General features: G+C 48.1%; 22 protein-coding genes. 12 read left to right on the forward strand and 10 right to left on the reverse strand.

Annotated elements, in window-relative coordinates; all coding sequences use genetic code 11:
* Positions 1 to 29: 29 nt before the first annotated feature.
* Positions 30 to 233 (forward strand): YwbE family protein, encoded by a 204-nt coding sequence (locus tag POF51_RS25575; protein ID WP_069852949.1) that lies wholly within the window; start codon positions 30 to 32, stop codon positions 231 to 233.
* 53 nt (positions 234 to 286) lie between these two features.
* Here the strand turns inward: POF51_RS25575 and POF51_RS25580 are convergent, their stop codons facing one another.
* The 3 genes from POF51_RS25580 to POF51_RS25590 form a co-directional block, all read right to left on the reverse strand.
* On the reverse strand, positions 287 to 712 hold the full coding sequence (locus POF51_RS25580; protein ID WP_069852946.1) for an NUDIX hydrolase: 426 nt from the start codon (positions 710 to 712) through the stop codon (positions 287 to 289).
* 114 nt (positions 713 to 826) lie between these two features.
* Complete coding sequence (locus tag POF51_RS25585) at positions 827 to 1,384, reverse strand: cysteine hydrolase family protein (RefSeq protein WP_069852944.1); 558 nt, start codon at positions 1,382 to 1,384, stop codon at positions 827 to 829.
* A gap of 226 nt (positions 1,385 to 1,610) precedes the next feature.
* Positions 1,611 to 2,159, reverse strand: a complete 549-nt coding sequence (locus tag POF51_RS25590; RefSeq protein ID WP_069852940.1) for a GbsR/MarR family transcriptional regulator — start codon at positions 2,157 to 2,159, stop codon at positions 1,611 to 1,613.
* Between the two features lie 260 nt (positions 2,160 to 2,419).
* Between POF51_RS25590 and POF51_RS25595 the strand changes: the two genes are divergently transcribed.
* Genes POF51_RS25595 through POF51_RS25605 form a run of 3 tightly spaced genes read left to right on the forward strand, consistent with a single transcriptional unit; the run spans position 2,420 to position 5,432 of the window.
* Positions 2,420 to 3,646, forward strand: a complete 1,227-nt coding sequence (locus POF51_RS25595; protein ID WP_017251874.1) for a quaternary amine ABC transporter ATP-binding protein — start codon at positions 2,420 to 2,422, stop codon at positions 3,644 to 3,646.
* A complete protein-coding gene (locus tag POF51_RS25600; RefSeq protein ID WP_017251873.1) occupies positions 3,643 to 4,488 on the forward strand; it encodes an ABC transporter permease in 846 nt (281 codons plus the stop codon). The genes POF51_RS25595 and POF51_RS25600 overlap by 4 nt, the downstream gene beginning before the upstream one ends.
* 17 nt (positions 4,489 to 4,505) lie before the next feature.
* On the forward strand, positions 4,506 to 5,432 hold the full coding sequence (locus POF51_RS25605; protein ID WP_069852966.1) for a glycine betaine ABC transporter substrate-binding protein: 927 nt from the start codon (positions 4,506 to 4,508) through the stop codon (positions 5,430 to 5,432).
* A gap of 54 nt (positions 5,433 to 5,486) precedes the next feature.
* On the opposite strand, the gene POF51_RS25610 is transcribed toward POF51_RS25605, so the two are convergent.
* The 3 genes from POF51_RS25610 to POF51_RS25620 all read right to left on the reverse strand — a co-directional run bounded on the left by POF51_RS25610 (position 5,487) and on the right by POF51_RS25620 (position 9,417).
* A complete protein-coding gene (locus tag POF51_RS25610; protein WP_069852935.1) occupies positions 5,487 to 6,908 on the reverse strand; it encodes a DUF1254 domain-containing protein in 1,422 nt (473 codons plus the stop codon).
* 87 nt (positions 6,909 to 6,995) lie between these two features.
* Positions 6,996 to 8,486: an amidase gene (locus POF51_RS25615; protein WP_069852933.1), complete on the reverse strand. Its 1,491-nt coding sequence runs from the start codon at positions 8,484 to 8,486 to the stop codon at positions 6,996 to 6,998.
* Between the two features lie 79 nt (positions 8,487 to 8,565).
* On the reverse strand, positions 8,566 to 9,417 hold the full coding sequence (locus tag POF51_RS25620) for a helix-turn-helix domain-containing protein (protein ID WP_069852930.1): 852 nt from the start codon (positions 9,415 to 9,417) through the stop codon (positions 8,566 to 8,568).
* Positions 9,418 to 9,541: 124 nt separating this feature from the next.
* On the opposite strand from POF51_RS25620, the gene POF51_RS25625 reads away from it, so the two are divergent.
* Positions 9,542 to 10,153, forward strand: a complete 612-nt coding sequence (locus POF51_RS25625) for a DedA family protein (protein ID WP_069852928.1) — start codon at positions 9,542 to 9,544, stop codon at positions 10,151 to 10,153.
* A 10-nt stretch (positions 10,154 to 10,163) separates the two neighbouring features.
* Here POF51_RS25625 and POF51_RS25630 read toward each other — a convergent pair whose 3' ends face one another.
* Positions 10,164 to 11,711 carry a vWA domain-containing protein gene (locus POF51_RS25630; RefSeq protein ID WP_069852926.1) on the reverse strand — a complete coding sequence of 516 codons (1,548 nt, stop codon included), beginning with the start codon at positions 11,709 to 11,711 and terminating at the stop codon, positions 10,164 to 10,166.
* Positions 11,712 to 11,869: 158 nt separating this feature from the next.
* On the reverse strand, positions 11,870 to 12,850 hold the full coding sequence (locus tag POF51_RS25635; RefSeq protein ID WP_069852924.1) for a hypothetical protein: 981 nt from the start codon (positions 12,848 to 12,850) through the stop codon (positions 11,870 to 11,872).
* A gap of 250 nt (positions 12,851 to 13,100) precedes the next feature.
* Here POF51_RS25635 and POF51_RS25640 point away from each other — a divergent pair, with 250 nt between their 5' ends.
* The 5 genes from POF51_RS25640 to POF51_RS25660 all read left to right on the forward strand — a co-directional run bounded on the left by POF51_RS25640 (position 13,101) and on the right by POF51_RS25660 (position 19,555).
* Positions 13,101 to 14,165 (forward strand): AAA family ATPase, encoded by a 1,065-nt coding sequence (locus POF51_RS25640; protein ID WP_017251865.1) that lies wholly within the window; start codon positions 13,101 to 13,103, stop codon positions 14,163 to 14,165.
* A gap of 3 nt (positions 14,166 to 14,168) precedes the next feature.
* The gene (locus POF51_RS25645; RefSeq protein WP_069852921.1) at positions 14,169 to 15,968 is read left to right on the forward strand and encodes a vWA domain-containing protein; all 1,800 of its coding nucleotides are present in this window, start codon (positions 14,169 to 14,171) and stop codon (positions 15,966 to 15,968) included.
* A gap of 123 nt (positions 15,969 to 16,091) precedes the next feature.
* A complete protein-coding gene (locus POF51_RS25650; RefSeq protein ID WP_069852919.1) occupies positions 16,092 to 17,297 on the forward strand; it encodes a chromate transporter in 1,206 nt (401 codons plus the stop codon).
* Between the two features lie 363 nt (positions 17,298 to 17,660).
* Entirely contained in the window at positions 17,661 to 18,260 is a 600-nt protein-coding gene (locus POF51_RS25655; protein WP_069852916.1) for a TetR/AcrR family transcriptional regulator, read from the forward strand.
* A gap of 65 nt (positions 18,261 to 18,325) precedes the next feature.
* Entirely contained in the window at positions 18,326 to 19,555 is a 1,230-nt protein-coding gene (locus POF51_RS25660; protein WP_069852914.1) for an MFS transporter, read from the forward strand.
* Positions 19,556 to 19,652: 97 nt separating this feature from the next.
* Here POF51_RS25660 and POF51_RS25665 read toward each other — a convergent pair whose 3' ends face one another.
* Positions 19,653 to 20,831 carry an oxalate decarboxylase family bicupin gene (locus tag POF51_RS25665; protein ID WP_017251860.1) on the reverse strand — a complete coding sequence of 393 codons (1,179 nt, stop codon included), beginning with the start codon at positions 20,829 to 20,831 and terminating at the stop codon, positions 19,653 to 19,655.
* Between the two features lie 180 nt (positions 20,832 to 21,011).
* On the opposite strand from POF51_RS25665, the gene POF51_RS25670 reads away from it, so the two are divergent.
* On the forward strand, positions 21,012 to 21,767 hold the full coding sequence (locus POF51_RS25670; RefSeq protein ID WP_069852911.1) for a DUF4241 domain-containing protein: 756 nt from the start codon (positions 21,012 to 21,014) through the stop codon (positions 21,765 to 21,767).
* A gap of 11 nt (positions 21,768 to 21,778) precedes the next feature.
* Here POF51_RS25670 and POF51_RS25675 read toward each other — a convergent pair whose 3' ends face one another.
* Positions 21,779 to 22,342, reverse strand: coding sequence for a hypothetical protein (locus tag POF51_RS25675; protein WP_069852909.1), 564 nt, complete (start codon positions 22,340 to 22,342; stop codon positions 21,779 to 21,781).
* 134 nt (positions 22,343 to 22,476) lie between these two features.
* Here POF51_RS25675 and POF51_RS25680 point away from each other — a divergent pair, with 134 nt between their 5' ends.
* Complete coding sequence (locus POF51_RS25680; protein WP_017251857.1) at positions 22,477 to 23,064, forward strand: TetR/AcrR family transcriptional regulator; 588 nt, start codon at positions 22,477 to 22,479, stop codon at positions 23,062 to 23,064.
* Positions 23,065 to 23,237 lie beyond the last annotated feature (173 nt).

Genomic DNA, 23,237 nt, shown 5'->3' on the forward strand with positions numbered 1-23,237 from the left:
GACACAGAACGAAAAAAGGAGAAGGGAAAATGAACGGAAAAAACCGAAAAGACATCGTAGCAGGACTCGAAGTCGATATTGTATTGAAACAGGACCAACGCACTGGCAAGCGCACCCGTGGGATTGTAAAGGATATCCTGACGAACTCCAGTACACATCCACATGGAATCAAGGTTCGTTTGACGGATGGACAAGTGGGGAGAGTGCAAGAGATTATCCAAAAAGGGAAGTAATCTTCTTTACGAAAAAATGGACAGGCCACATGGGCATCTGTCCGTTTTTCTTTTCATGATCGGTTCCGGTTCTGCAAATGCTCGATAGCTGGTACGGCGAAGCAAGCTAGATTCGAAGGAAGTGCATCGAGCGAAAACCAGCGCATGTCTCCAATAGCCCCGTCTTCCTCTAAATTACGTGCTTCTCCACTCAAGATCGTGACTTCGTAAATGACCGAAACCCAATGCTCGCCATTTTCCGGACGGATGGTTTCTGCTGTGCATAAGAGGGCTTTTACCTCGACATCGAGATTAACTTCTTCTTTGATTTCACGGATGACACTCGTCTCTAGTTGTTCATAGGGATCAACTTTTCCCCCGGGAATGCTCCACGTATTCTTCTCTGGATCTCTGTTTCGTAAAACCAGTAAAATCTCATTCTTGTCGTTTAGGATGACAGCTCCTACGCCCAATCTTGGTATAGCAATCGTAGTCGACATGGTTTCTCCTTCGATAGGCAGATTCGTTTCTTCTATAATAGCAAAGTTCAATCCTAGCAGGACAAAACAAGAAACCGCCTGAAAAGACGGTTTCGAGAAGTTCAGCAAAACGTTTTATCGGTAAGAATCATGGGTAGGGGCGAAGACATCCTCCGTTGATTCCCGTACCAAAATAAATGGCTCAATATTTCCCAATCCATGCAGGCATGTATTGTGATGGGCGATGATCTGTTCCGCAGACAGCACTTCGTTGTCCGACGTAGAGTGTCCGTCTTTGACGAGCGTCACATCATAGCCGAGTGTCGTCGCTTTGCGGCAGGCACTGTCGATACAATACTCGGTTTTGCACCCCGTGATGACAAGGTGGTTAATCCCGAGTGCTTGTAGTTTTTCGTGCAGATCTGTTCCGTGAAACGAGTCTGTCGCTAGTTTTCGAATCACCGTTTCTGATGGCAGAGGTGCGATCTCAGGGTGGATGGCATTGTCGTCTGAACCGACTTCTCCGACATCATCATCCTGAACGTACAGAACAGGAATATCCTTGCTGTAGGCGTCTTCCCGTACTTTTTTCAATGTTTGGACAAGTGTAGCCGGCTGATAAACAGGACCAAATTGTCCCTCTATAATTCCCACTTGCGCATCAATAATCAGTAGAGCTGTTTTTCGAATCAATCCAATTCCTCCTAGGTGAAAGGGGGTTAGTGTTGGTGTTCCCCTTTTTGGTTGTTTGGTACACGCACAGCTTTATAAGAACGTCGATTCATGTCCTTTTTCATAACTGACCACTCCTTTCATCATAGAAGAGCATGAAAACTGCTCTGGATAATTGTACCACAAAAAAGACTCATTCCTTACATATCGGCAGGTAAGGAACGAGTCTTTTTCGATTACGAACTTCTTATGATTCATTTTCCTTTTTCGGTACAAACTGAAAGATATCATGTGATTCGAAGGAGTCGATCAAACGGGATAGCCACAGATAATATTCCAACCCATTTTCAATGCGCTTGATACTAAGGTCAACACGTTCCCTGACTTCTTCCGTAAGCTCTTCGGATTGCTGGAGAGCACGAAGCTCAAGGAGCGACTTTTTCAAGGCGTGTACATTATGTTCACAGGCGTGTCGCCACTTCACGGAAAAGAGGTCGATGAAGTTCTGGTACCAATCCAGATTGACCTCGTAATGATCCTTCCGTGTCCCTTTTTTCCATATCTTTTCTACCATATTTAATTCCATCAATGTGCGGACGCCAGTGCTCATGCTGGTTTTGCTCATGCCCAGTGCTTCGCCCATCTCATCGAGTGTCATTGACTTGTCCTGAAAGAGCAATGTGCCATACAGCAGTCCCGTTGACATGGTAATTCCATACAGATCCATGTTGCGAGCTAGCGTTTCAATCACGCGTTCCTGAGCTTTTTCGAGGATTTTTTCTTGATTGGTATCCATTTTGAAAAAAGCAGCTCCTCTAGTCATAGTAACCTGACTAGAATTGTACGTCTCCAAAAGCAAAAAGTAAATGGAGATATTGTACAGTATATACGCGATAAACTGAGAATACAGGAAGTAAAGTACGTAAAGTTTTTTCTGAACGCTGAAAATGCCCGATTATCCTGCCTCATCCAGTTTGAGGTAAAAAAATTGGCTGGTTACAATTGTAAGGGTAAAGAAAAGTCCGGATGCCGGGCGTAAAAGTTGGAGGTGACCATATGCCCAAGATCAAAGTAGAGAATTTGACCAAAATCTTTGGACGCCAACCCCAACGCGCATTGTCCCAGGTGAAGCAGGGGAAGACCAAGCAAGAAATTTTGAAGGAAACGGGTCTTACCCTTGGGGTGAATCAAGCGAGTTTTGAGGTGCATGCAGGCGAGATATTCGTCATCATGGGGCTTTCGGGAAGCGGGAAGTCGACCTTGGTTCGATTGTTGAACCGGTTGATTGAGCCAACAGAAGGCAGAATCCTGATTGACGGTACGGATATCGTCAGTATGAACACGGAGCAGTTACAGGAAGTAAGAAGAAAGAAGCTGGGTATGGTATTTCAAAAGTTTGCCTTGTTCCCTCACAGGACGGTGCTTGAAAATGCGGAGTACGGTCTGGAGATTCAAGGGATGCCAAAAGCTGAGAGAGAGGCCAAAGCGAAAAAGTCACTCGAACTCGTCGGACTCGGTGGTTGGGAAGCAAGCTACCCGGATCAGTTGAGTGGCGGGATGCAGCAACGTGTGGGGCTGGCTCGGGCACTCGCGAATGAACCCGATGTGCTGTTGATGGATGAGGCCTTCAGTGCCTTGGACCCGTTGATTCGCAAGGACATGCAGGATGAACTGTTGGAACTGCAAAGCACCATGCAGAAGACCATTATTTTCATTACGCATGATCTGGACGAAGCATTGAAGATCGGGGATCGGATCGCCCTGATGAAAGACGGTGCGATCGTGCAGATCGGCTCACCGGAAGAGATCATGACGAATCCGGCAAATGAATACGTAGAACGCTTTGTAGAGGATGTAGATCGTTCCAAGGTGTTGTCCGCTGAAAATGTCATGAAGCGTGCGGAAACGATCACACTGGACAAAGGACCTCGCGTCGCATTGCAACTGATGCGAGACCGCGGCGTATCCAGTCTGTACGTGGTGGATAAACGAAAAACATTGTTAGGAGTGCTGACGGCAGACGCAGTAAACGGAGCCAAGGAAGCAGGACAGTCGCTGGAATCCGTGTTGCGAACCGAGGTACCGACTGTCGGACCGCAGACGCTTCTCAATGAGATGTTTGACCTTGTTGCGTTTTCGGATATTCCCGTGGCGGTTATAGGAGAACAAAACCGTCTCCTGGGCGTGATTGTAAAAGGAGCCGTCTTGGGTGGGTTGGCAGGAAAAGTTAATCAACAAGTTCCAGAGCCAACGAATGAAGAGGGGCAGGTGAATCCATCATGAGTCAAAACCAACTTTTTCCGAAGCTGCCGCTCGACAGTTGGGTAGAAACGATTGTAGATGGACTGGAAGAGAATTTGGGCTTCTTGTTCGACTTCATATCAGCTGGAATCGGTGGAACCGTTGACTTGTTTTCGTGGATTCTAACAGGAATCCCTTTTTGGGCCCTGATCATCTTGTTTACGCTGCTGGCGTATCGCGCTGGCAAAGTGGCAATTGCTCTTTTTACCTTCATTGGACTTCTTCTGATTCAGAATCTGGGTTATTGGGAGCATTCAATGGAAACACTTGCACTGGTATTGACGGCAGGGTTGATCTCGGTGATTATCGGGATTCCCGTCGGTGTCTGGTGCGCGAAGAATGATTCTGTGCAAAAGGTCGTTACACCGCTGCTTGATTTCATGCAGACAATGCCAGCGTTTGTGTACTTGATTCCCGCCATCTTTTTCTTCGGACTCGGTAAAGTACCGGGGGTTATCGCTTCTGTCATTTTTGCGATGCCACCGACGATCCGTCTGACCAACCTGGGAATTCGTCAAGTTCCTGCCGATCTGATCGAGGCTTCTGAAGCGTTCGGTTCTACCTACTGGCAAAAACTGACGAAGGTACAGCTGCCGATTGCCAAGACGACAATGATGGCAGGGATTAACCAGAGCATTATGCTCGCACTGTCCATGGTCGTGATTGCCTCCATGATTGGGGCGAAAGGTTTGGGGGCGGACGTGTATCGTGCTGTAACACAGATCAAGATCGGTGAAGGTTTTGAGGCGGGTCTGGCCATCGTTATTTTAGCGATTCTGCTGGATCGTCTCACGCAAAGTGTTGGAAAGAGAAAAAACGCGTAGGAGGGGTTTTCATGAAAATGAAAAAAGGCACCTTGAAAGGGCTGGCAGTCGCACTCGGACTCAGTATGGTGATGGCAGGATGTTCAAACGCGGGAACACCGCAGGGAAATCAGCCTGCCGAGGGTAACACGGGTACGTCTGCACCAAATAGCGTTGGAGCACAAGTGGATCATAAAATTATCGGAATCGATCCTGGCGCTGGTCTGATGAAAGCAACGGAAAAAGCCATGAAAGACTACGATCTGAAAGATTGGGAACTGGTGGAGGGCTCCAGTGCAGCGATGACGGCAGCTCTGACACAAGCCTACAAAGACAAAAAGCCGATTATCGTGACTGGCTGGACACCTCACTGGATGTTCTCCAAGTTTGAGATGAAATACCTCGAAGACCCGAAAGGCACTTTCGGTAAGGATGAACAGATTCATACCATCATTCGCAAAGGACTGAAGGAGGAGCACCCAAGCGCGTATGCATTCCTTGACAAGTTTTCGTGGACACCTGCGGACATGGAAAAAGTGATGCTCGATATCGAGAGCGGCAAAAAGCCGGAAGAGGCAGCAGCCGAATGGGTGAAAAACAATGAGGCTACCGTCAACAAGTGGGTAGAAGGCATTCAGCCTGCTGAAGGCAAAAAATTGACGCTCGCCTACGTCGCGTGGGATTCTGAGATCGCCAGCACGAATGTGGTGAAGACTGTATTAGAGCAAAAGCTGAAATATAAAGTAGAGCTGAGCCAAGTAGAAGCTGGCCCAATGTGGGTCGGTGTATCGAACGGCGATGTGGATGGGATGGTAGCAGCGTGGCTGCCAACCACGCACGCAGACTACATGGAAAAGCTGGGGAAAGACGTGGAGGACCTCGGTCCGAACCTGCAAGGAACCAAGCTCGGATTGGCCGTTCCAGCTTACATGGAGATCAACTCCATTGAAGATTTGAAGAAGTAACAGACTTAATACAGAAGGCACTGCTCACGATGGGGCGGTGCCTTTTTCGTTGTGTTATGGGAGTGGATTGCTTTCCATGACAGCGGGCCAAGCGTGCTGTTTGTCCAGCGTTGCAGGCTCCGGTGCAAATACTCGCAAAACGAGATTGAACTCGCCTTCAGGGAGCGGGAGCCAGTTGCCTTCCTTGCCTTTGGGCGGTTGCTGTTGCAAATACAGATCGAGGGAGCCATCCGGATTGTACGCAAGCGTTCCTGTATTGCTGCGAACGGATGCGCGATCGGCCGCTGTTTTGGCTAAAAACAGCTGGTTGTCATAGACGTTAATCGACCAGAATGCAGACGTCTTGGGAAGCTGTTCCTTTGTAAAATGCAGCCTATAGCTTTTGACTCCTGTAAGAGGTTTTCCTGATCCATCTGTCAATGCACGATAATAGGCTTCCTCGCTCGGCACATTGGCTCCAATACCGGAATAGGCGATAAAGGAACGAGCGAGAAACTGGTTTCCATATGTGCCGATGGGGGAAAAGGAGCCCCATCCATTACGGAAGGTGGCGTAGCCGGGAAAGCCATTTTGCACGATGGACGGGGCATCCTGTAAGGCACGCTGTAGGCCCGCAAGTTTGGCTGGACCGAGCGTGGAAGGATCAAAGCCTTTTTGGACATCGATCCCGGCTTGTGTGAATTGATCGAGCAAGACACGATCACATTCGGGTGGAGGATTGCTCTGGATCCATTTCGTCATGACTTGAAAAAAGGAAAGGGATGACAACACATCAGGGGGAAGCGTTTCGGGAGCATGTGCCGTTTGCAATTTTGGGTGGACAGGGGCAATCGCGATTTGTTTTTCAAACGAGACAGCCTGCGACAAATCAGCTTCACCCTTTACCTCGACACGGCCAATGAGCCAGACGGTATTCGTAGGGGCGTAGATCACAGGTATATGGGCAGGGGTAGGCCCTTTCCATTGTGGGCTTGCAATGATATATTGTCCGGCCTGCTGTTTGGTGGAACGATTGGAGACATTGCGAAACGTATTCGTGTAGGCATCCAGCATTTGCACGGTATAGTAGCGGTTTTGCGGATTGGCGGGGACAGTCAATCGGACGGGCGTCTCTGACAAATCCAGCCATGCGCTCATATACAATGTATCGGAGTTTGGCGTCACGATATCTCGATAAGCTGGGGAAGCGAGTGTGTCCGCATAGTAAAACTGGTTAATCGGCGACCGATTTTTGACCATGGCTTCCATCGTTATGGCGGACATCACTAATGGATAGCCGTAGATGTATGCTTGTATGCCGAGCGAGTAGGCGAGTCTCTCCTGCGATTGAAGAAATGACTTCGTTTGAAAGAGAGGTGACTGTTGGACAGATGGAGCGGTTGTGGTCTCTTTTGCAAATGACAGGCCGGACAGGTAAAGCGTCATGCAAAGCAGGGAAACGATTAGTATCAGGCGCTTTTTCAATAATGGAAGCATAAAGCCCCTCCTCATTACCAGAAATGGGGTTCGCACTGGTAGTTTTCTTCATAGGAAAGGGGCTTTATGCAAGTTGGGCTGGAATATTTATTCGTAATGCGGCTCCACAGAAATTTCAGGCGCCCGCCACTCTGGGCAGGTCGCATACAATTTCGACGCTCCCTGTAGCAATTCCCTATCACGCCATCGCTTGCCCACACACTGTATACCAATAGGAAGACCTTGCTCATCAAAACCGATCGGCATCGTCACGACAGGGCTTCCGGTGACATTAAACAGACTCGTATAAAAAGTCGTAGCGGCCCAGTAGTTTTGCGGGTTCTCGTCTACGTACAGCGGTTTGGTGTAAAGAGTCTTGTTACCCCACGTTCTCGATTTTGCCATATGGGGGAAAGCTGTCGTGCAGCTAACCGGACACAAGAACAAGTCACAGTCAGCCATGAATTGCTCAAAGCTGCGAATGAGCTGCTCCCGAATGGTTAAGACACGCATGTAGTTTTTGAACGTCAGCGGGATGAGCATGGTAGCGGAGGGAATTTGGCGATAAATCGGCATCGTCATGAGATGAGCCAAACCGCGAAGAATCGAAGGCGTCGTAGAGTTTAACTCCGCGTCGATCATTTTTCCCCATGTTTCCCAAGTCTTGCGTACATCCAAAGGTGGTGCCGTCACTTGTTCTACGCGCATGCCTTGTTGCTCCAGCATTTTGACGAAGCGACGCAACTGATCGCGAATGGCTCGACTCGTCGGGTAGCCGGGCAGCTCTTCCATCCAGCGAATGTGCAGGGGCTGCTCCTTGAGGGGAGGGGGCAAGACTTGTGGTCCATGAGGCAAGCCAGCGTTGCCGTTTCCACCACTAATGATGGAAAACGCCACTTCCAGGTCTTCGATCGAACGGGCTACAGGGCCATAACAGGCCAGATGACGAGACGAGGTATAATCAGACATTCCTTCAAAGCCTGGCATGTGTCCTGCTGCCGGAACGGCTCCTTCTGTCGGCTTCAAGCTAAGTACGCCACAGAAATGAGCGGGAACACGCAATGAACCGCCAATGTCACTGCCAATATCCAAATAGGAAAGCCCGGCAGCAACTGCGGCTGCCGATCCTCCGCTGCTACCGCCTGTTGTTCTCTCCAGATTCCATGGATTATTCGTCCGACCGTAAATATCATTGTCTGTTTGCATGTCCATCAGAAGAGGAGGGACATTCGTTTTGCCCAGGATGATGGCTCCTGCCTGCTTCAGTCTGCGGACGACTGCCGCGTCGTGTTGCGGAATATAGCCTTTGAGAGGTGTGAAGCCAGAAGTAGTGGCGAGTCCTGCTGTGGCAAAAGAATCTTTGATTGTGATTGGTACCCCGTGAAGAGGTCCGCGATAGATACCTTCCCCTATTTCTTTGTCTGCTTGTTTGGCGGCTTCGATCGCAGACTTTTCGTCAGAAGCGACGATGGCGTTCACTTTGCCATTGAGGAAGTCGATTCGTTTAAAGATATGTCGGGTAGCTTCCTCGGCGCTTATTTTACGCTCGCGAATCCAAGTGCCCATCTCCGTTGCTGTCAAATCGATTAGTTCTTTCATTCGATTCACTCCTTTTCACACGTCCAGCGTACGACAGGAAAACGAGGAAAACTTGATCGAAAATGCGAACCGCTACCGACTATTCTCTGGCCAGAACGGGTATATAAATGAAGCAAAGCGAATCAGGATGGTCATATCCGAGAAAGCGATGATCGTAATATTCAAAATCGTAGCGGGCATAAAGCTGGTCGGATGCGTGTGTCATCCAGCTCCCGTAAATGTATTGATACGTCAGCTTGATATTTTGCACCGGTCCTTTGTGAGGGAACACTAGATAACTAGATGGAGGCAGTGTGAGTGATTCCAGTCCGTCTGTGCCATCATGCTCCGGAGTTTGCATGGCAGCAAAATAAGAAAAGCTCAGCTCCAGCCCAAAAGCATCGGGGTAGCGTAAGACACCATAACGCTTTTGATTTGGCTGCACGTCGATTGTCTGCCCCAATTGGTTCCAGCAATGGATGATATCTTGTAACGAACAAGTAGCTTGAGAGTACCCTACGAGATGCAGTGCTTCGTGGGAAGGGACATAGATGGGATCAATGGACTGCCGCTGAATATTTTCCAAATACGGTAACTCCATGCGCTCCAACATCATGTATCTCGGCATTTTTCCAGATCGACGAAGCGCAGAAGGAGGCAGACCAAAGCGTTTGGTAAAGGCACGAGTAAAGGCTTCGTGAGAATCAAAGCCGTATGTAAAGGCGCTCTCCGTCACGCTCTTTTGTTCCAGCGACAGCGCTTTGGCAGCCTCGGTTAAGCGTCTCTTCGAAATGTACTGGCCGACAGTTTCTCCTGTCACGTGAAAAAACAAGCGTTGAAAATGGTACTTGGAATATCCGGCGGCTGATGCCACTTCATCGAGTGTGACTTTTTCCGTTAACTGCTTTTCGATAAAAGAGAGGGCACATGTTATTTGTTCTATATAGTTCATGACGTCACCTGAAAAAGGAAATAAGATCTTTTTTTAGGATACCATATGCCCTGATCTGATTTTTTGTAAAAAAGCCAGAATGTCAAAGAATAGGGAGAGAATACAATGAAGTAGGACAACATTATTGGAGGTAGCCGTGGAGCAGCATCTGGATCTTTTTTTGATGAAATATGGATATGTCGGCATCTTTTTTTCGCTCACACTTGGTGTTGTAGGGCTCCCCATACCCGATGAGGTACTGATGACGTACGCTGGCTATGCGGTTTCCCGCGGTGTTTTGCACATGCCGTTAACGGTGCTGAGCGCCTTTTTGGGAGCGGCAGTAGGGATTTCAATCAGCTATGCGATCGCGTGGAAGTGGGGGCTGCCGTTGCTTATGAAGGTTGGACCGTACATGCATATTACGCCGAAAAAAATAGAGTCAACCCAAAAGCTGTTTGCCAAGTACGGTCCATACCTGTTGCTCATCGGCTATTTTTTGCCTGGCGTCCGTCATGTTACCGCCTATTTGGCAGGAGTCTCCGCAATGGGTTTTCGACGATTCGCTATTTTTGCTTACGCTGGCGCATTTCTTTGGAGTGTCACTTTTTTACTGTTGGGACAGGCGCTTGAGAAAGAGTGGCTCAAAGTCGTCGTCTATATACGTCATTACGGCATCACATTTTTGCTAATCGGTTCGGCGATTGGAATGATGGTTTATATTTGGATGAGGTACAGGAACAGCACCAGGACATAAGGAAGAAGAGTTAGTTCCGGATAATAGACATGCTATCGCGGACCAAGCTGACAAATTCCAGCTGTTCCTCACCGGTGGCTGTCGATTCGGCTAGCTTGAGTACGTCGGGAAGTGAGCTTCTTTCGGAAAAGGGGCTATCCCGCAATATTTCTGCGTACTCGGCAACGGAAGCCAGGAACGTCAGCTCAGGTGACAGCGCGCTTTGCACTTGTACGGGCTCGGCAATTTCCTCTACTTTTTGGGAAACGATATTGTGATAGCGAATCCGTACCGTCCCTAGATCTGTTTTTGCTGGGGAAGCAAGCTTGACTTCGTAAAGGGCGGTCACGCTGTGCCCAGCACCGATTTCACCTGCGTCTGTCTTGTCGTTACGAAAATCCTTGTCGCGGACATCGCGGTTCTCATAGCCGATCAAGCGATACGAGTCTACCTTCTTAGGGTCGAATTCTACCTGAATTTTTACGTCACGAGCGATCGTTTGGAGGGTGCCCGTCAATGATTCCGTAAAAATGCGGCGCGCCTCGGAAAACGTATCAATGTAGGCGTAGTTGCCTTCTCCTTTATTCGCAAGCTGCTCCATCAGGACGTCATTATAGTTTCCCATGCCAAAGCCAAATGTGCTCAAGTAAATGTCTTTTCGCGCATAGTCCTCGATCGAACGCAAAATGCCCTCGGCTCCTGTTTCTCCTACGTTGGCCACACCGTCGGAGCAAAGAATTACCCTGTTAATAGCGCCGGGCTTGAAGGATTTAGCCGCCATTTTATAGCCGAGCATCAGCCCTTCTTCCGCGTTGGTGGAGCCTTCGGGTTGGAGTTCAGCGATTGCAGATAATATCGCGTTTTTGTTTTCAGTAGAGGTAGGAGGCAAAAGAACCCGTCCTTCAGATCCATAGACGACGATTCCTACAGAATCTGTGGGATGTAACTCATCCACGAGGACATTCAGACTTCTTTTTACCAGCTCCAATCGGTTTTCCCTATTCATCGAGCCAGATACGTCAATGACAAAGACGAGGTTTGCAGGCTTTCTGTCTTCGGCTGCAATTTCCTTTCCTTTGATGCCTACGCGAACCAATTGGTTGCCTTTCTGAAAAGGAGAGGGGCCGCCATCCACTTGAACGGCAAATGTTTGATTGGTGGGAGCCGGATAAGCTGCTGGAAAATAGTTGATGAATTCTTCCACCCGAACAGCCTCTGCTGGAGGAAGAGTACCGTCTTGAACAAAACTGCGCATGATCGTGTAGGAGCCAGTATCCACATCTGCGGCAAAGGTAGATAGGCGATCTTTTGCAGTAGAGACAAAAGTATTGGCGCCATAGTCTTTGAAGTACATATCGTTTGCAGGTGGGGCGGATGTCTTTTCCATGACGTAATCAGCCAAGGCGCTTGAACTACTGCGTGGACTTGAGCTTAGGGTTTCTTTATTCTCGCTTTTCTGGGCAGGTGCTGGTTGCTGGCTCTCACTTGTACCGCTTGTCGCCAATTGACCATTCGAACTACACCCAATCAATGATGCGACCAATAGGGTGATGCCACTTACTTTCACAATTTTTCTCATCTTTAGATATTCCCCCTTTGCCTATGTGACGTGGTAAAAAAAGGAATGTTACATAAGGAGGAGAAGTAGGCTTGTCCGCAGCAAGAGCTTCACTCGCAACGACAGCCAGGATCGAGTCGTAGCTGCGGCTCCGAGTGGCGAAATGATTTATGTTTGGATTAATCGGCAATCTTCACTAAAGTGAGGAAGCCAGTCACCGTCGTCGTTCCGTCTGCGAAGCTTTGCAAAAACTGGTCTGCGATACCTCCCGTACGGAATATGTCTACGATGTCACCTGCTACTAATCGGGTGAAAGAGGTAACCATGCCGAATGCATTTCCATCCCCTGCACTATCCGCACTGCTTGAAGTTCCAGCAGAAGCTGTAATATTAGCGCCATTCCTTCTGATAATGAAAGACACTTCACTCGCTTGTGCAGTAGTAACACGATAGCTGATGAGATAGATGCCGCTTGCAGGTACGGTCACTTGCCCGCCAGCGAGTAAAAAGCCGAGTGAATTGTCTGCATTCGACACATTCAGCGGGACGATCGTATTTGGCGAGATATCGATAGCGGAGGATAGCCAGAAGTTGCCGAAAACACTGGAAACAGTTCCTGTCGCGCCTATTACACCCGGGGCTCCTGTAGCGCCTGTAGCGCCTGTAGCACCTGTAGCACCTGTTACCCCCGTGGCCCCGGTCAAGCCGACTCCTGTCGCCCCCGTTATTCCTACCCCAGTCGCGCCAGTCGCGCCAGTAGCCCCCGTAGTCCCTGTTGTTCCTGTTCCACCTCCATCTGCTCCGGTGGCTCCAGGTAGACCAGTGACTCCAGTGGCTCCCGTTGGTCCTGTGAGACTAGCAATAAACGATGCTGTTAATACGGAATTCAGCTTGTTGTTCAGCAGAATTTCTTTCTTTGTTATCTCTCTGAGCGTATTTATTACACTAGAATTAACATTCAGCAAATCACTAATAGTTGCAGGGGGACCTGTTAATCCTGGAAGCGTACCAAGGACATATTGAAACTTTTCCGCCTCTGCGTTAATGATATGGCTTAACCCAAGCTCTTCTAATGCGATGGATGCGAGTAGCAAGTTTGCGATTTGGCTTTGTGTGATGGTAATGAGAGGGGTAATGTTGGGGATATTTGCTTGTGACAAATGAAACGTCCTCCTTCTTTCTTCACGTCCTTTCATCCTATTCCGATAAGGTGCATAAGGAGATTGGTCGGTTTCATTGTTTTTATTCGGGTACGGTTTACCATGTGCTGTCTTTCTTTCTTGCTCCTTATTCAATCTTCTTGTAATATTAGGAAATATTTGTGGTGTGACGGTCGCTCTAGTCAATGGAAATCAATTACGAAAAGAGGTAGATTGCTGCAAAAATCAATCAAACAAGAGAGGATATAAAATGAATCTAGGAATTCAAGTCACGCAAAATCAACTGATGGATGTGCTGCTAAACGTTGCGGTGGCTCGTCCAGTATTTATTTGGGGCGCACCGGGAATCGGCAAGTCGTCTCTCGTCGAGGCGTTTGCCGAGCAGGTGGGCCTGCCTTGCGTATCGTTATTGGGTAGTCAGCTGGCACCTGAAGATATTATTGGTGTCCCACAGATCGTAGATGGGAAAAGCAGATTTTGCCCACCTGCGCAAATTGCGCGAGAAGAACCGTACTGCTTGTTTCTTGACGAATTGAATGCATGCTCACAAGAAGTGCAAAAGGCGTTTTACAGTCTGATTCATGAGCGGAGAATCGGGGATTATCATCTGCCAGAAGGGTCCATTGTGATTGGAGCAGGAAACAGGGCGCAGGATAGCGCGATTGTCAAACCGATGTCGTCTGCTCTGATCAACCGGATGTTCCATGTCCAATTGCTAGTCTCGTATGAACAATGGATGAAGTGGGCGTACAGCAACGGCATCCATTCCTACGTGCTGCAATTTTTAGAGGTGCGTCCGGACTATTTGTGGTCGCAGCCACCGAAGAGCGAGGAACCGTTTTCTACTCCGCGTTCCTGGCACATGCTATCTGATGCCCTGAATGAATTCGGTGAGAACTTGACGACAGAGATGGTGGGGGTACTAGCCTACGGATGCTTGACGCCCCAGCATGCTGCTCAATTTCGGGCTTTTCACAAGAACATTCAAGGCAAATATCAGCTCAACCGTATTTTGGAGGGAGAGGCTTCTTTCCCGACGGCTCCAGAGGATCGGGACGTCCTGTATTTTCTGGCGGATTCTTTCCGTTCGCAGATCAAAAAAGAACTGCCAGCGGATAAAGCCTCTGTTGGGGAGCAGCATAAACGGTTTGCGCACCGAGCGAAAGCTCTCTTGAAGGAGCTCGCTTCCATCTCACTGGAAATGGCACAGATGATAGTGGCGCGGCACGAGGATGGCGACGGATTGCCAGACTGGTTCGTTGTGGAGGTCATTCGTGATTTACCGCGATTGGCCATGGACAGGAAGGGCAAATAGCCAATGGCCCGAGGAGTTAAAAACGACCCGTCGACGCAAAACTACGAGCAGGCCGTACATTTTTTGAGTCATCACCCGATGTTTGCTCCACTGTCCTCGCGAGCGCACTTTATTCGTTCCGAGCGAAGTATTTGTCCAGATAACGGTTGGGTAGTCGTGACCCGGGAAGGCAGCTTGTACGCGCATCCGAAGCGCAGAGGGGAAGTCGGGGAATGGATTTATGTTCTCGCACATGCGCTGCTGCATTTGGGCTTCGGACATTTTGTGGAAAAAGAGCAGCCGATTTTGTGGAACATCGCATGCGATTGTTATATTACGCGTTTTTTGAGAGACATGAAGCTGGGGAAGCCTCCTGCTGAAATGGCCTTTGAGCTGGATAAATCGGGAAAGAGCGAAGAAGAGCTGTATGACTGGTTCGTGGAGCATGGGGTGCCGGAGCATTTGAAGCTGTTTGGAACGGGCGGGGAAAAACAGGCAGATATGCTTTTCTCGGATAAATACGTCCGGTACACCTACAATCGAGATGTGAAGTGGGAGAGGCTCTTGGGGATCGGGCTGGCGCAAGCGGTGCAAAGTGCTGTCAGCGTAGCGGGCGGCTATTCCGATGCTCTCGGGAATGAAGAGAACCAGCTGTCTGAGGCACAAAAGGCCAAGCGCTGGTTCATCAATCATTATCCATTGCTGGCTTCCTTAGCGAGTCATTTCACGATTATCGAGGATTCACAGATCTGCCAACGGCTGCAAATCTCGGTGGCAGCCATTGATGTCACATCCAACGAAATCTTCATCAATCCTGCGGCGGGCTTGGATGAAGAGGAATGCAAATTCGTGATGGCACACGAGCTATTGCACGCAGGGCTTCGCCACCATGAGCGCTGCCAAGGACGCGACCCGTATTATTGGAATGTCAGCTGCGATTACGTGATTAATCAATGGCTGATGGAACTCGGTGTGGGACGTTTTCCGCAAATTGGCGGACTGTACGACCCAGACTTGAAGGGACTCTCGGCAGAGGCGATTTACGATCGAATCGTGACGGACATGCGCACGTATCGCAAACTTTACACCTTACGAGGAATCGGCATGGGCGATATTCTGGATGGCGACGATCCGCGTTTTTGGGAAAAGGGTCCGGGAACGACGCTGGATGACTTTTATCGCAATGCGATGTCGCAAGGCTTGATCTACCATCAGGAAAAAGGGAGAGGGCTTTTGCCTGCGGGCTTGGTAGAAGAGATTCGCGCCTTGGGGCAACCGCCTATTCCGTGGGATGTTCAGCTTGCCCGTTGGTTTGACGAGCATTTTCCTCCGTTGGAAAAGAGTCGCACGTATGCAAGGGCAAGCCGCAGACAGTCCTCTACACCTGACATTGCCCGTCCTGCCTGGAGCTTTCGGGAAACGGATCAGCTGGCACGCACGTTTGGTGTCGTGATTGATACATCCGGCTCGATGGATACCAAGCTGCTCGGCAAAGCATTGGGGGCGATCGCGAGCTACAGTGAAGCACGAGATGTTCCGTATGCACGCGTGGTCTTTTGCGATGCGCAGGCGCATGATGCGGGCTACCTTTCTCCCGAGGACATTGCAGGTCGCGTCAAAGTCAAAGGACGCGGGGGAACGATCCTGCAGCCGGGCATTGACATGCTGGAAAAAGCAACCGATTTTCCAAAGGACGGACCGATTTTGATCATTACCGATGGGGAATGTGATCGGATCAAAGTAACTCGTAGTCATGCCATCATGCTGCCGAAGGGGAGTAACCTGCCGTTCGTGGCGAGAGGACCGGTATTTCGAATGGAATAGCAGGGTTTAGGCTCCGTATCGATGATGCGGGGCCTTCTTTATGATCTTTTTACAATGAAAGGGTAGGAAAAGCGATAAAATAGCTTGTATGATGAAGCGGAAATCGGAGAGGTGTACAGCTAAGTGAAAAATAATCTCCTAGAAGAAACCGGGCATAAAAAAAGTAGATGGGAAGCTGTGCTTGAAGTTTTGCTCGTTTCGACCAAGCTGGGATTGACTTCATTCGGTGGTCCCATCGCGCATCTCGGTTATTTTCACAACGAATACATTGGACGTAGAAAATGGATGGATGAGCAAAGCTACGCGGATTTGGTTGCGCTTTGTCAGTTTCTCCCTGGTCCCGCAAGCAGCCAGGTAGGGATCGGAATCGGAATCATGCGAGCTGGATTGTGGGGAGGGGTTGCTGCATGGATCGGATTCACTCTGCCTTCGGTATTGGCGCTCCTGATCTTTGCGTTCACTTTACAAGGAGTGGACAGTGATAGTGCTTCTTGGATTCACGGTCTAAAATTAGTAGCTGTCGCGATTGTTGCTCATGCCGTATGGGGGATGGGACAAAAGCTTGCCCCGGATCGAACACGGGTGACGATTGCGATCATCGCTGCTACCATCACACTGCTGTGGCATTCTGCATGGAGTCAGGTCACAGTTATGATTCTAGCAGGAATAGCAGGGGTGCTTATCTTCCGGCAGCAAAAAGTTTCGGATCTTCCTGAATTTCGTGTGCCAATCAGTCGCGCACTAGCCATTACGTGCTGGATCGTTTTCTTCGGACTTTTGTTGGTGCTGCCTATCCTACGAGAGAGTACAGGCTTTTCCTTGCTCGCGTTGTTTGAGAGCTTTTTCCGTGCGGGCTCACTTGTTTTTGGTGGAGGTCACGTTGTATTGCCTTTGCTGGAGAGAGAGGTGATCTCGACAGGTTGGATGACGGAAGAAGCTTTTCTTACCGGCTACGGGGCTACACAAGCAGTACCGGGGCCATTGTTTACGTTTGCCGCTTATTTGGGAGCCATGATTGCAGGAGGAGTCGGTGCAGTAGTGGCTACGATTGCGATTTTTCTACCGGCCTTTTTACTCGTCATCGGCGCATTGCCGTTTTGGAATGCCTTGAGGAGAAATTCGAAAATCCAGGGAATGCTGGTAGGTGTGAATGCAGCAGTCGTCGGGATTTTACTGGCAGCCCTGTACGATCCGATTTGGACGAGTACCATTCTTGCTCCGCTGGATTTTGCGGTAGCGGCTATTTTGTTTATCATGCTGGAGCACTGGAAGCTGCCGCCATGGCTGGTTGTGGTTACCGGGGCTTTGTACGGTCTGTTGCTGTCTTAGACTGATGTCTTTTTAGATAGGTAGTCATTATCATCCTAAGTTTTAAAGGGTCTCAAATGAACTAATAAAGCTGGTGAGAAGAAAAAGCACAGAGCTCGTAGACCTTGACAACGCCTACCCAGTCGGAACTTTGGCTCGACGGTCCCCTTTTGGAAGTGGAGACTGCCAGTGAATCTCCCCCTGCTGGCGTGTCAGAGTCGAAGAGACCTGTGCTTTTTCTTCTCCTCCACTATGTTGACCCAAACCAAAATGCCCTTCATAGCTCTGTCTTATCGCATAAGAAAGTTTGCCAAGTATGTTTGTAACGCTTATAATACTGAATGAAAGTTCAGTATTGCTGGATGGGAAGTTGGTGAAGGAGCATTGAATAAAAAGAAGCAGCAAACGGAGCAGACAAAGAAGAAGATAGCGGATGCATCCAGAATTTTATTTATGCAAAAAGGCTACAAGGCCACATCAATAGAAGATATTGTGAAAGCTACTGGATACAGCGGTGGTAACATTTATTATCATTTCAAGAGCAAGGAAGGGCTGTTTTTACATCTGATTGAAGTTTGGAACAGCGAATGGGAAGAGAAATGGCTGGCCAAGGAACAGCTCTACACGACCTCGATCGATAAATTGTATGGAATAGCTGAACATTTTGCGACCGATTTTATGAACCATCCGCTGACCAAGGCTGCTGATGAATTTTTCGACATATCGGAGAAGCCTTCGGATGTGGAGGATCGTATCAACGAAATGATCCAAGGCTATATTGACTTTAATCAACAGTTGCTCCAAAAGGGGATCGATAACGGCGAATTTGAAATGACGAATGTAACCGGAGTCGCCATTATCCTGGACAGTCTGATGTTTGGTTTAAATCAACACTCGCGACGTATGGAACGAGAGGAAGCGCTGGCTACTTTTCGGTTAGCGATGGATGTGTTTTTATTTGGCATTGTCAAACCGTCCCGCTAGCTTTTTTTACTCGATTATCTAGAATAGATATTCAGTGTTTTGGTGATGGATTGGAGGAATAGTAAATGGCTTTATTATTAAAAAATCAGGGAGCCCTCCTGATTCTGATGTTCAATATTTTCCTTGTCTTTACGGGGATCGGGCTTGTTATACCGATTATGCCAAAGTACATGGAGAGTTTGGGAATTACCGGGGGAACTATTGGTCTGTTAGTTGCAGCCTTTTCACTGACGCAGCTACTTTTTTCCCCAATTGCCGGGCGATGGGCCGATTCATTCGGAAGAAAAAAGATCATTGTAATCGGCTTGGTCGTATTTGCTATCTCAGAAGGGCTGTTTGGAATAGCGAATTCTCCAGTCCTGCTGTTTGTTTCTAGGTTGTTAGGCGGCATCAGTGCCGCTCTGATTATGCCGGCCGTAATGGCTTACTCAGCAGATATTACATCGAATGAAGAACGAGCGGCCGGGATGGGGTATATTACGGCATCCATTACTACTGGTTTTATTATCGGTCCAGGCATTGGAGGATACATTGCTGAATTTGGTATCCGTGCACCTTTTTATACCGCAGGAATTGCTGGACTGATTGCTGCATGTATCACGTTGTTAATCCTCAAGGAGTCGAAACCTACGGAAGATTCATTATCTGACTCTCATTCTAGTGAAAAACAACGAAGCAGTCTTCTTTCCCAGTTAATGTACTCCTATCGAGAGCCTTATTTTTTCAGTTTGATCATTGTGTTTGTCATGTCTTTCGGACTGGCTAATTTTGAAACGGTCTTTTCCTTGTTTGTCGACCACAAGTTTGGATTTGAGCCGAAAGATATCGCCTTTATCATTACATTCGGGTCAATCGCAGGTGCAGTGGTCCAACTTACTGCCTTTAGCTGGATCATGAATCGCTTTGGCGAGAAAAGGGTCATTTCAGTCTGTCTGCTCTTTGCTGGTTTGTTTATTGTTCTGACGCTTTTTGTTCACGGATTTTGGATGATTTTTGCCGTTACCTTTATCGTATTTCTGGCAATCGATATTTTGCGACCGGCCATCAGTACCCAAATGTCGATGCTTGCAAAGGATCAACAAGGCTATGTTGCTGGTCTTAACTCGGCCTTTACCAGTCTTGGCAATATTGCAGGTCCTATCGTAGCTGGATTTTTATTCGATGTGGATATCAACTATCCGTATGCGCTAGCATGTATGATTTTGCTTATCTGTTTCGTCTTATCGCTACGAGTTAAAAACCGCAAGCTGAATGATGCCAATGCGGCTTCCAATCAAGTATCCATTCATGGATGATGATAGGAAAGACGGGAGCAGCATGGTCTGAAGCAATCGAAAAGCTACAAGCCTAAAAAAAGAAGACCAGTCCATTCAGGCTGGTCTTTTCTCGTATTCACGGAACATAGCCATATCCAGGATATTTGACAACGGGCCATTTATCCTTGCGCAAAGCATCTAATAGTTCAGGACCTACACACAAGTTGGAAGCGACGAGTTCATGTGGGGTGAGCGCCATCCATTGATTCAGCGACACATCGACAAAGCGGTCGCTCTTGAACATTTCCAAAAACCACACTGTTTCCGTCCCGGTATTTTGGATATAATGCCCAGTCGCAAAAGGAACGTAACCGACATCACCTGCTTGGTAGTCGAACGTTCGAGCGTTTCCGTTTCCGATAAAAACCGTCATCCGCGCTTGGCCTGAAATGTAATATTGCCACTCGTCGTTATTGGGATGCCAATGCAACTCTCTCATGGCCCCGGGACGTACCTCTACGAGTGCTGCCGCGATTGTCTTGGAGATTGGAAAGTTGCGGGAATCGACGATGCGTACACTACCACCAGGTGTAATGAGAGGGCGTTGGGCGAGTAAACGATGGGAAAAAGGGAGGGGGACGGTTCCGTATGGAGATTCTACTTGATCTGCTTCGATGGAACCCGGAACCTCGCTCTGATAAATGTACACTTGCTTGTCAGGAATGTCGGCAAAGGCTGATTCTGGTACACCGAAATTTGCGGATAGCACATCGGTTGGCGTATGAGCAAACCAATCGGAGATCGATAGCGTATTCAGATCGGAAAAATGCCCATCGTCGAAAACGAGCAAAAACTCACAGCCTTCCTCAAGCCCCTGAATCGAGTGGGGGATGCCGGGAGGGAAATACCACAGATCGCCTTTGCCGATATCTGCGATAAAATTCCGTCCACGTTGGTCAACAGATGTAATTCGTGCACGGCCGAGCAGCATGTAGGCCCACTCCGCCTGCTGATGCCAGTGCAGCTCGCGCACACCGCCTGGCGTCAGGCTCATGTTTACACCCGCAAGTGTAGTGGCGATTGGCAACTCGCGTATGGTGACTTCACGGGACCAGCCGCCATGATTTAATGTCATAGAGGCATCTGAGAAGGAAAATTTCAGATTGGGCAGCAAGCCCGCATCTGTGACGGGAGGAACTAGCATATTCGGATTTTGCCGATCACGCATGACATTCCGTGGACCGAGATCGACCCATCCAGTCCCGTCACTTCTCATCGGCTGGGGAATTTGATCCCCCTTGGCTGGCGGATTCATTCGGGCAACCTCCTTCATCCTTGGACAGGCATAGGTTTTGGCGTACTTCATCCACTAACCATGCCTATGCATCGGATTGCCCGTTATGCAAACAACGAAGCCGTTCTACCTTTTCTATGGGTGATTTTGTATAATTTTAGGAGTGATTGACAAATTGATAATTTTAGGATGTGTATAAAGATGAATAAGATTCCAAACGATCAATGGCTAGCACGATATGAACAAAAAAAACAGATGTTAGAGCCCCAAGTTGATTTACACACCTATTTCACATCAACGGAGATCAGTGGGAAACCAATTAACTTGCTTTCTTTGGGGGAAATCACGATTCCTACTGGAGACATCATCGTTCGTGATCCGCTTGTGTATCTGGAGAGAAATAGTGCCCCGTATTTTCGAAAAGTCCCTACAGGAACCTTTCCATTAACTGTTTGTGTGGTAACTGTTGAAGAAGATCACTACAGGTATGCAGCTGCTAAGGTGGAGTTCACAGATAAAGCTCCCCAAAAATTTACGGAAGCCCTCATTGGAGACGAGGATTTCGAAAATCTAGCAGAAGGCGAATATTTTGGGTTTAATGTGGACGCAGGCCTTGCTACTGTGGTAGATGTCAAAACAAGAGATGCTTATCTGGATTTTTATGATAGCTGGAAAAAAGACAATCCAGACGGCAATATTTATGACGATTATTTCGCTGGTGTTTTTGCACAAAGTTACAAAGACCATCCAAAATACCAAAGAAGCGCTGGAGATTATATAAACTGGACGATACCAGGCACCGATTTATCCGTTCCGATGATTCAGACGGGATTTGGAGACGGAGCCTATCCTGTCTATTTTGGGTTGGATGAAAACGATCAAGTATGTCAGCTGGTGATTCAATTTATTTACATCGAACTCGCATTTGGTGAGGATGACAGCGAAGACGAAAGCTAGTAGGAAGCCTCTCACCAATCATTTTTGGAAACGGTGTCTCGCTTATCTTTCTTTGGAAAGAGAAAATAGCTGGCTGTAATCAATAGATCAATCCCCAGAACAACAGTCCAAAGCTGGAGAATATGCCATAAAGAAGCAGTTCGTTCCGCATCATCGATAAAGTAGATGGTCCCCGCTAAGAGAGCCGCCCCAATTACATAGGAGAAGAGATGTCTAAACCAGCTTTTGGCGTAATTCTTGGCATACTCCATGCCGTATAACTTGGGCTTCGCCGTACCTTGCTTGGTGACGTACTGCTGAAATTTTTCATCCGCCCATTGAATCATGCTTTTCCCAAACGCAAGCGATACCCCGATATAAACGGCAGCCAGCGCATGAGGAATCGTAGCGGTAGCCCCACGATACAAATCCACGCTCGTAACGACGAGTAAAACTACATCAACAACAGGCGTCAGGGCGAGAAGAAAGAGCCCGGCCTTTTTTTGTTTGAGCACGTACCTTGTGAAAAGGCCAAGTACAATGACCACCCAAAATGCAATTTCGCATGCGACAATCATCCATGCAACAAAATTCACTAGAATAGGTCCCCTTTTCGGAAATTTTTATAATACAACTGTGCTAATAAAAGGAATTTTATCATCAAACTTTAAATAATACAATCGTATTATCAAAGTTGCTTGTCCCTTGCAAATCTTGTTAAAATACAACTATGCCAAAAATAATCGATCATGAGAAAAGAAGAGAACAAATAGCAGAAGCAACGTGGCGTGTCATTGTTGAGCAAGGAATGGAGGGAGCGACGGTAAGGGGCATAGCAAAAGAAGCAGGACTTTCATTAGGTGCTCTGCGACATTACTTTGCAACACAAGATGAACTGTTGATGTATGCCATGCAGCTCGTAAAAGAGAGGGCGACAGCTCGAATTGCTGAAATCTCCGCCAATGAAAAATGGGCGCCAAAAGAGAGAATCACCAAAATTTTTCTGGAGCTACTCCCTACGAATCAAGAAAAGATGGTCGAAATGGAAGTGTGGTTTGCTTTTACCGTGTACTTCCGACACAAGAAAGAAGGCTTTGATGCACAGCACGACGGGATCTATGCCGCCGTCCGCAAGCTGTTGGACTCTGCTGATCAACTAAATCTATTACGCAAAGAGCTGGACAAAGAGATGGAAGCAGAAAAGCTCTATGCCGTCATCGATGGTCTGGCGCTGCATGCCTATCTTGAACCGCAGCGTGTCAATGGGGAATGGATTACGAAAGTGCTAGAGCATCATCTTGCATCCTTGTTTCATTAACTGACTTTTACACTTCTTTTACGAAAAAGATGGTCCATTCTTCATACAAGATAAGAAACACATACAAATACGCCCATAAACAAAAGCAATCGGATCAAGGAAAGGTTGATCTGATTGCTTTTTTTCGTCGTGTGTGTTGGTTTACAAAGAACACAATGGGCTTTGATACGCAG

This window comes from Brevibacillus sp. AG, assembly GCF_028369215.1.
GTDB lineage: Bacteria > Bacillota > Bacilli > Brevibacillales > Brevibacillaceae > Brevibacillus > Brevibacillus porteri.

What these genes read in the sequence shown, in the direction of transcription:
- POF51_RS25620 (WP_069852930.1), bottom strand. Translation starts at nt 9,417, where the DNA reads ATGAACTATATAGAACAAATAACATGTGCCCTCTCTTTTATCGAAAAG.
- POF51_RS25680 (WP_017251857.1), top strand. Translation starts at nt 22,477, where the DNA reads ATGCCAAAAATAATCGATCATGAGAAAAGAAGAGAACAAATAGCAGAA.
- POF51_RS25600 (WP_017251873.1), top strand. Translation starts at nt 3,643, where the DNA reads ATGAGTCAAAACCAACTTTTTCCGAAGCTGCCGCTCGACAGTTGGGTA.
- POF51_RS25665 (WP_017251860.1), bottom strand. Translation starts at nt 20,831, where the DNA reads ATGAATCCGCCAGCCAAGGGGGATCAAATTCCCCAGCCGATGAGAAGT.
- POF51_RS25575 (WP_069852949.1), top strand. Translation starts at nt 30, where the DNA reads ATGAACGGAAAAAACCGAAAAGACATCGTAGCAGGACTCGAAGTCGAT.
- POF51_RS25605 (WP_069852966.1), top strand. Translation starts at nt 4,506, where the DNA reads ATGAAAAAAGGCACCTTGAAAGGGCTGGCAGTCGCACTCGGACTCAGT.
- POF51_RS25645 (WP_069852921.1), top strand. Translation starts at nt 14,169, where the DNA reads ATGGCCCGAGGAGTTAAAAACGACCCGTCGACGCAAAACTACGAGCAG.
- POF51_RS25630 (WP_069852926.1), bottom strand. Translation starts at nt 11,711, where the DNA reads ATGAGAAAAATTGTGAAAGTAAGTGGCATCACCCTATTGGTCGCATCA.
- POF51_RS25595 (WP_017251874.1), top strand. Translation starts at nt 2,420, where the DNA reads ATGCCCAAGATCAAAGTAGAGAATTTGACCAAAATCTTTGGACGCCAA.
- POF51_RS25640 (WP_017251865.1), top strand. Translation starts at nt 13,101, where the DNA reads ATGAATCTAGGAATTCAAGTCACGCAAAATCAACTGATGGATGTGCTG.
- POF51_RS25615 (WP_069852933.1), bottom strand. Translation starts at nt 8,486, where the DNA reads ATGAAAGAACTAATCGATTTGACAGCAACGGAGATGGGCACTTGGATT.
- POF51_RS25580 (WP_069852946.1), bottom strand. Translation starts at nt 712, where the DNA reads ATGTCGACTACGATTGCTATACCAAGATTGGGCGTAGGAGCTGTCATC.
- POF51_RS25660 (WP_069852914.1), top strand. Translation starts at nt 18,326, where the DNA reads ATGGCTTTATTATTAAAAAATCAGGGAGCCCTCCTGATTCTGATGTTC.
- POF51_RS25590 (WP_069852940.1), bottom strand. Translation starts at nt 2,159, where the DNA reads ATGGATACCAATCAAGAAAAAATCCTCGAAAAAGCTCAGGAACGCGTG.
- POF51_RS25670 (WP_069852911.1), top strand. Translation starts at nt 21,012, where the DNA reads ATGAATAAGATTCCAAACGATCAATGGCTAGCACGATATGAACAAAAA.
- POF51_RS25610 (WP_069852935.1), bottom strand. Translation starts at nt 6,908, where the DNA reads ATGCTTCCATTATTGAAAAAGCGCCTGATACTAATCGTTTCCCTGCTT.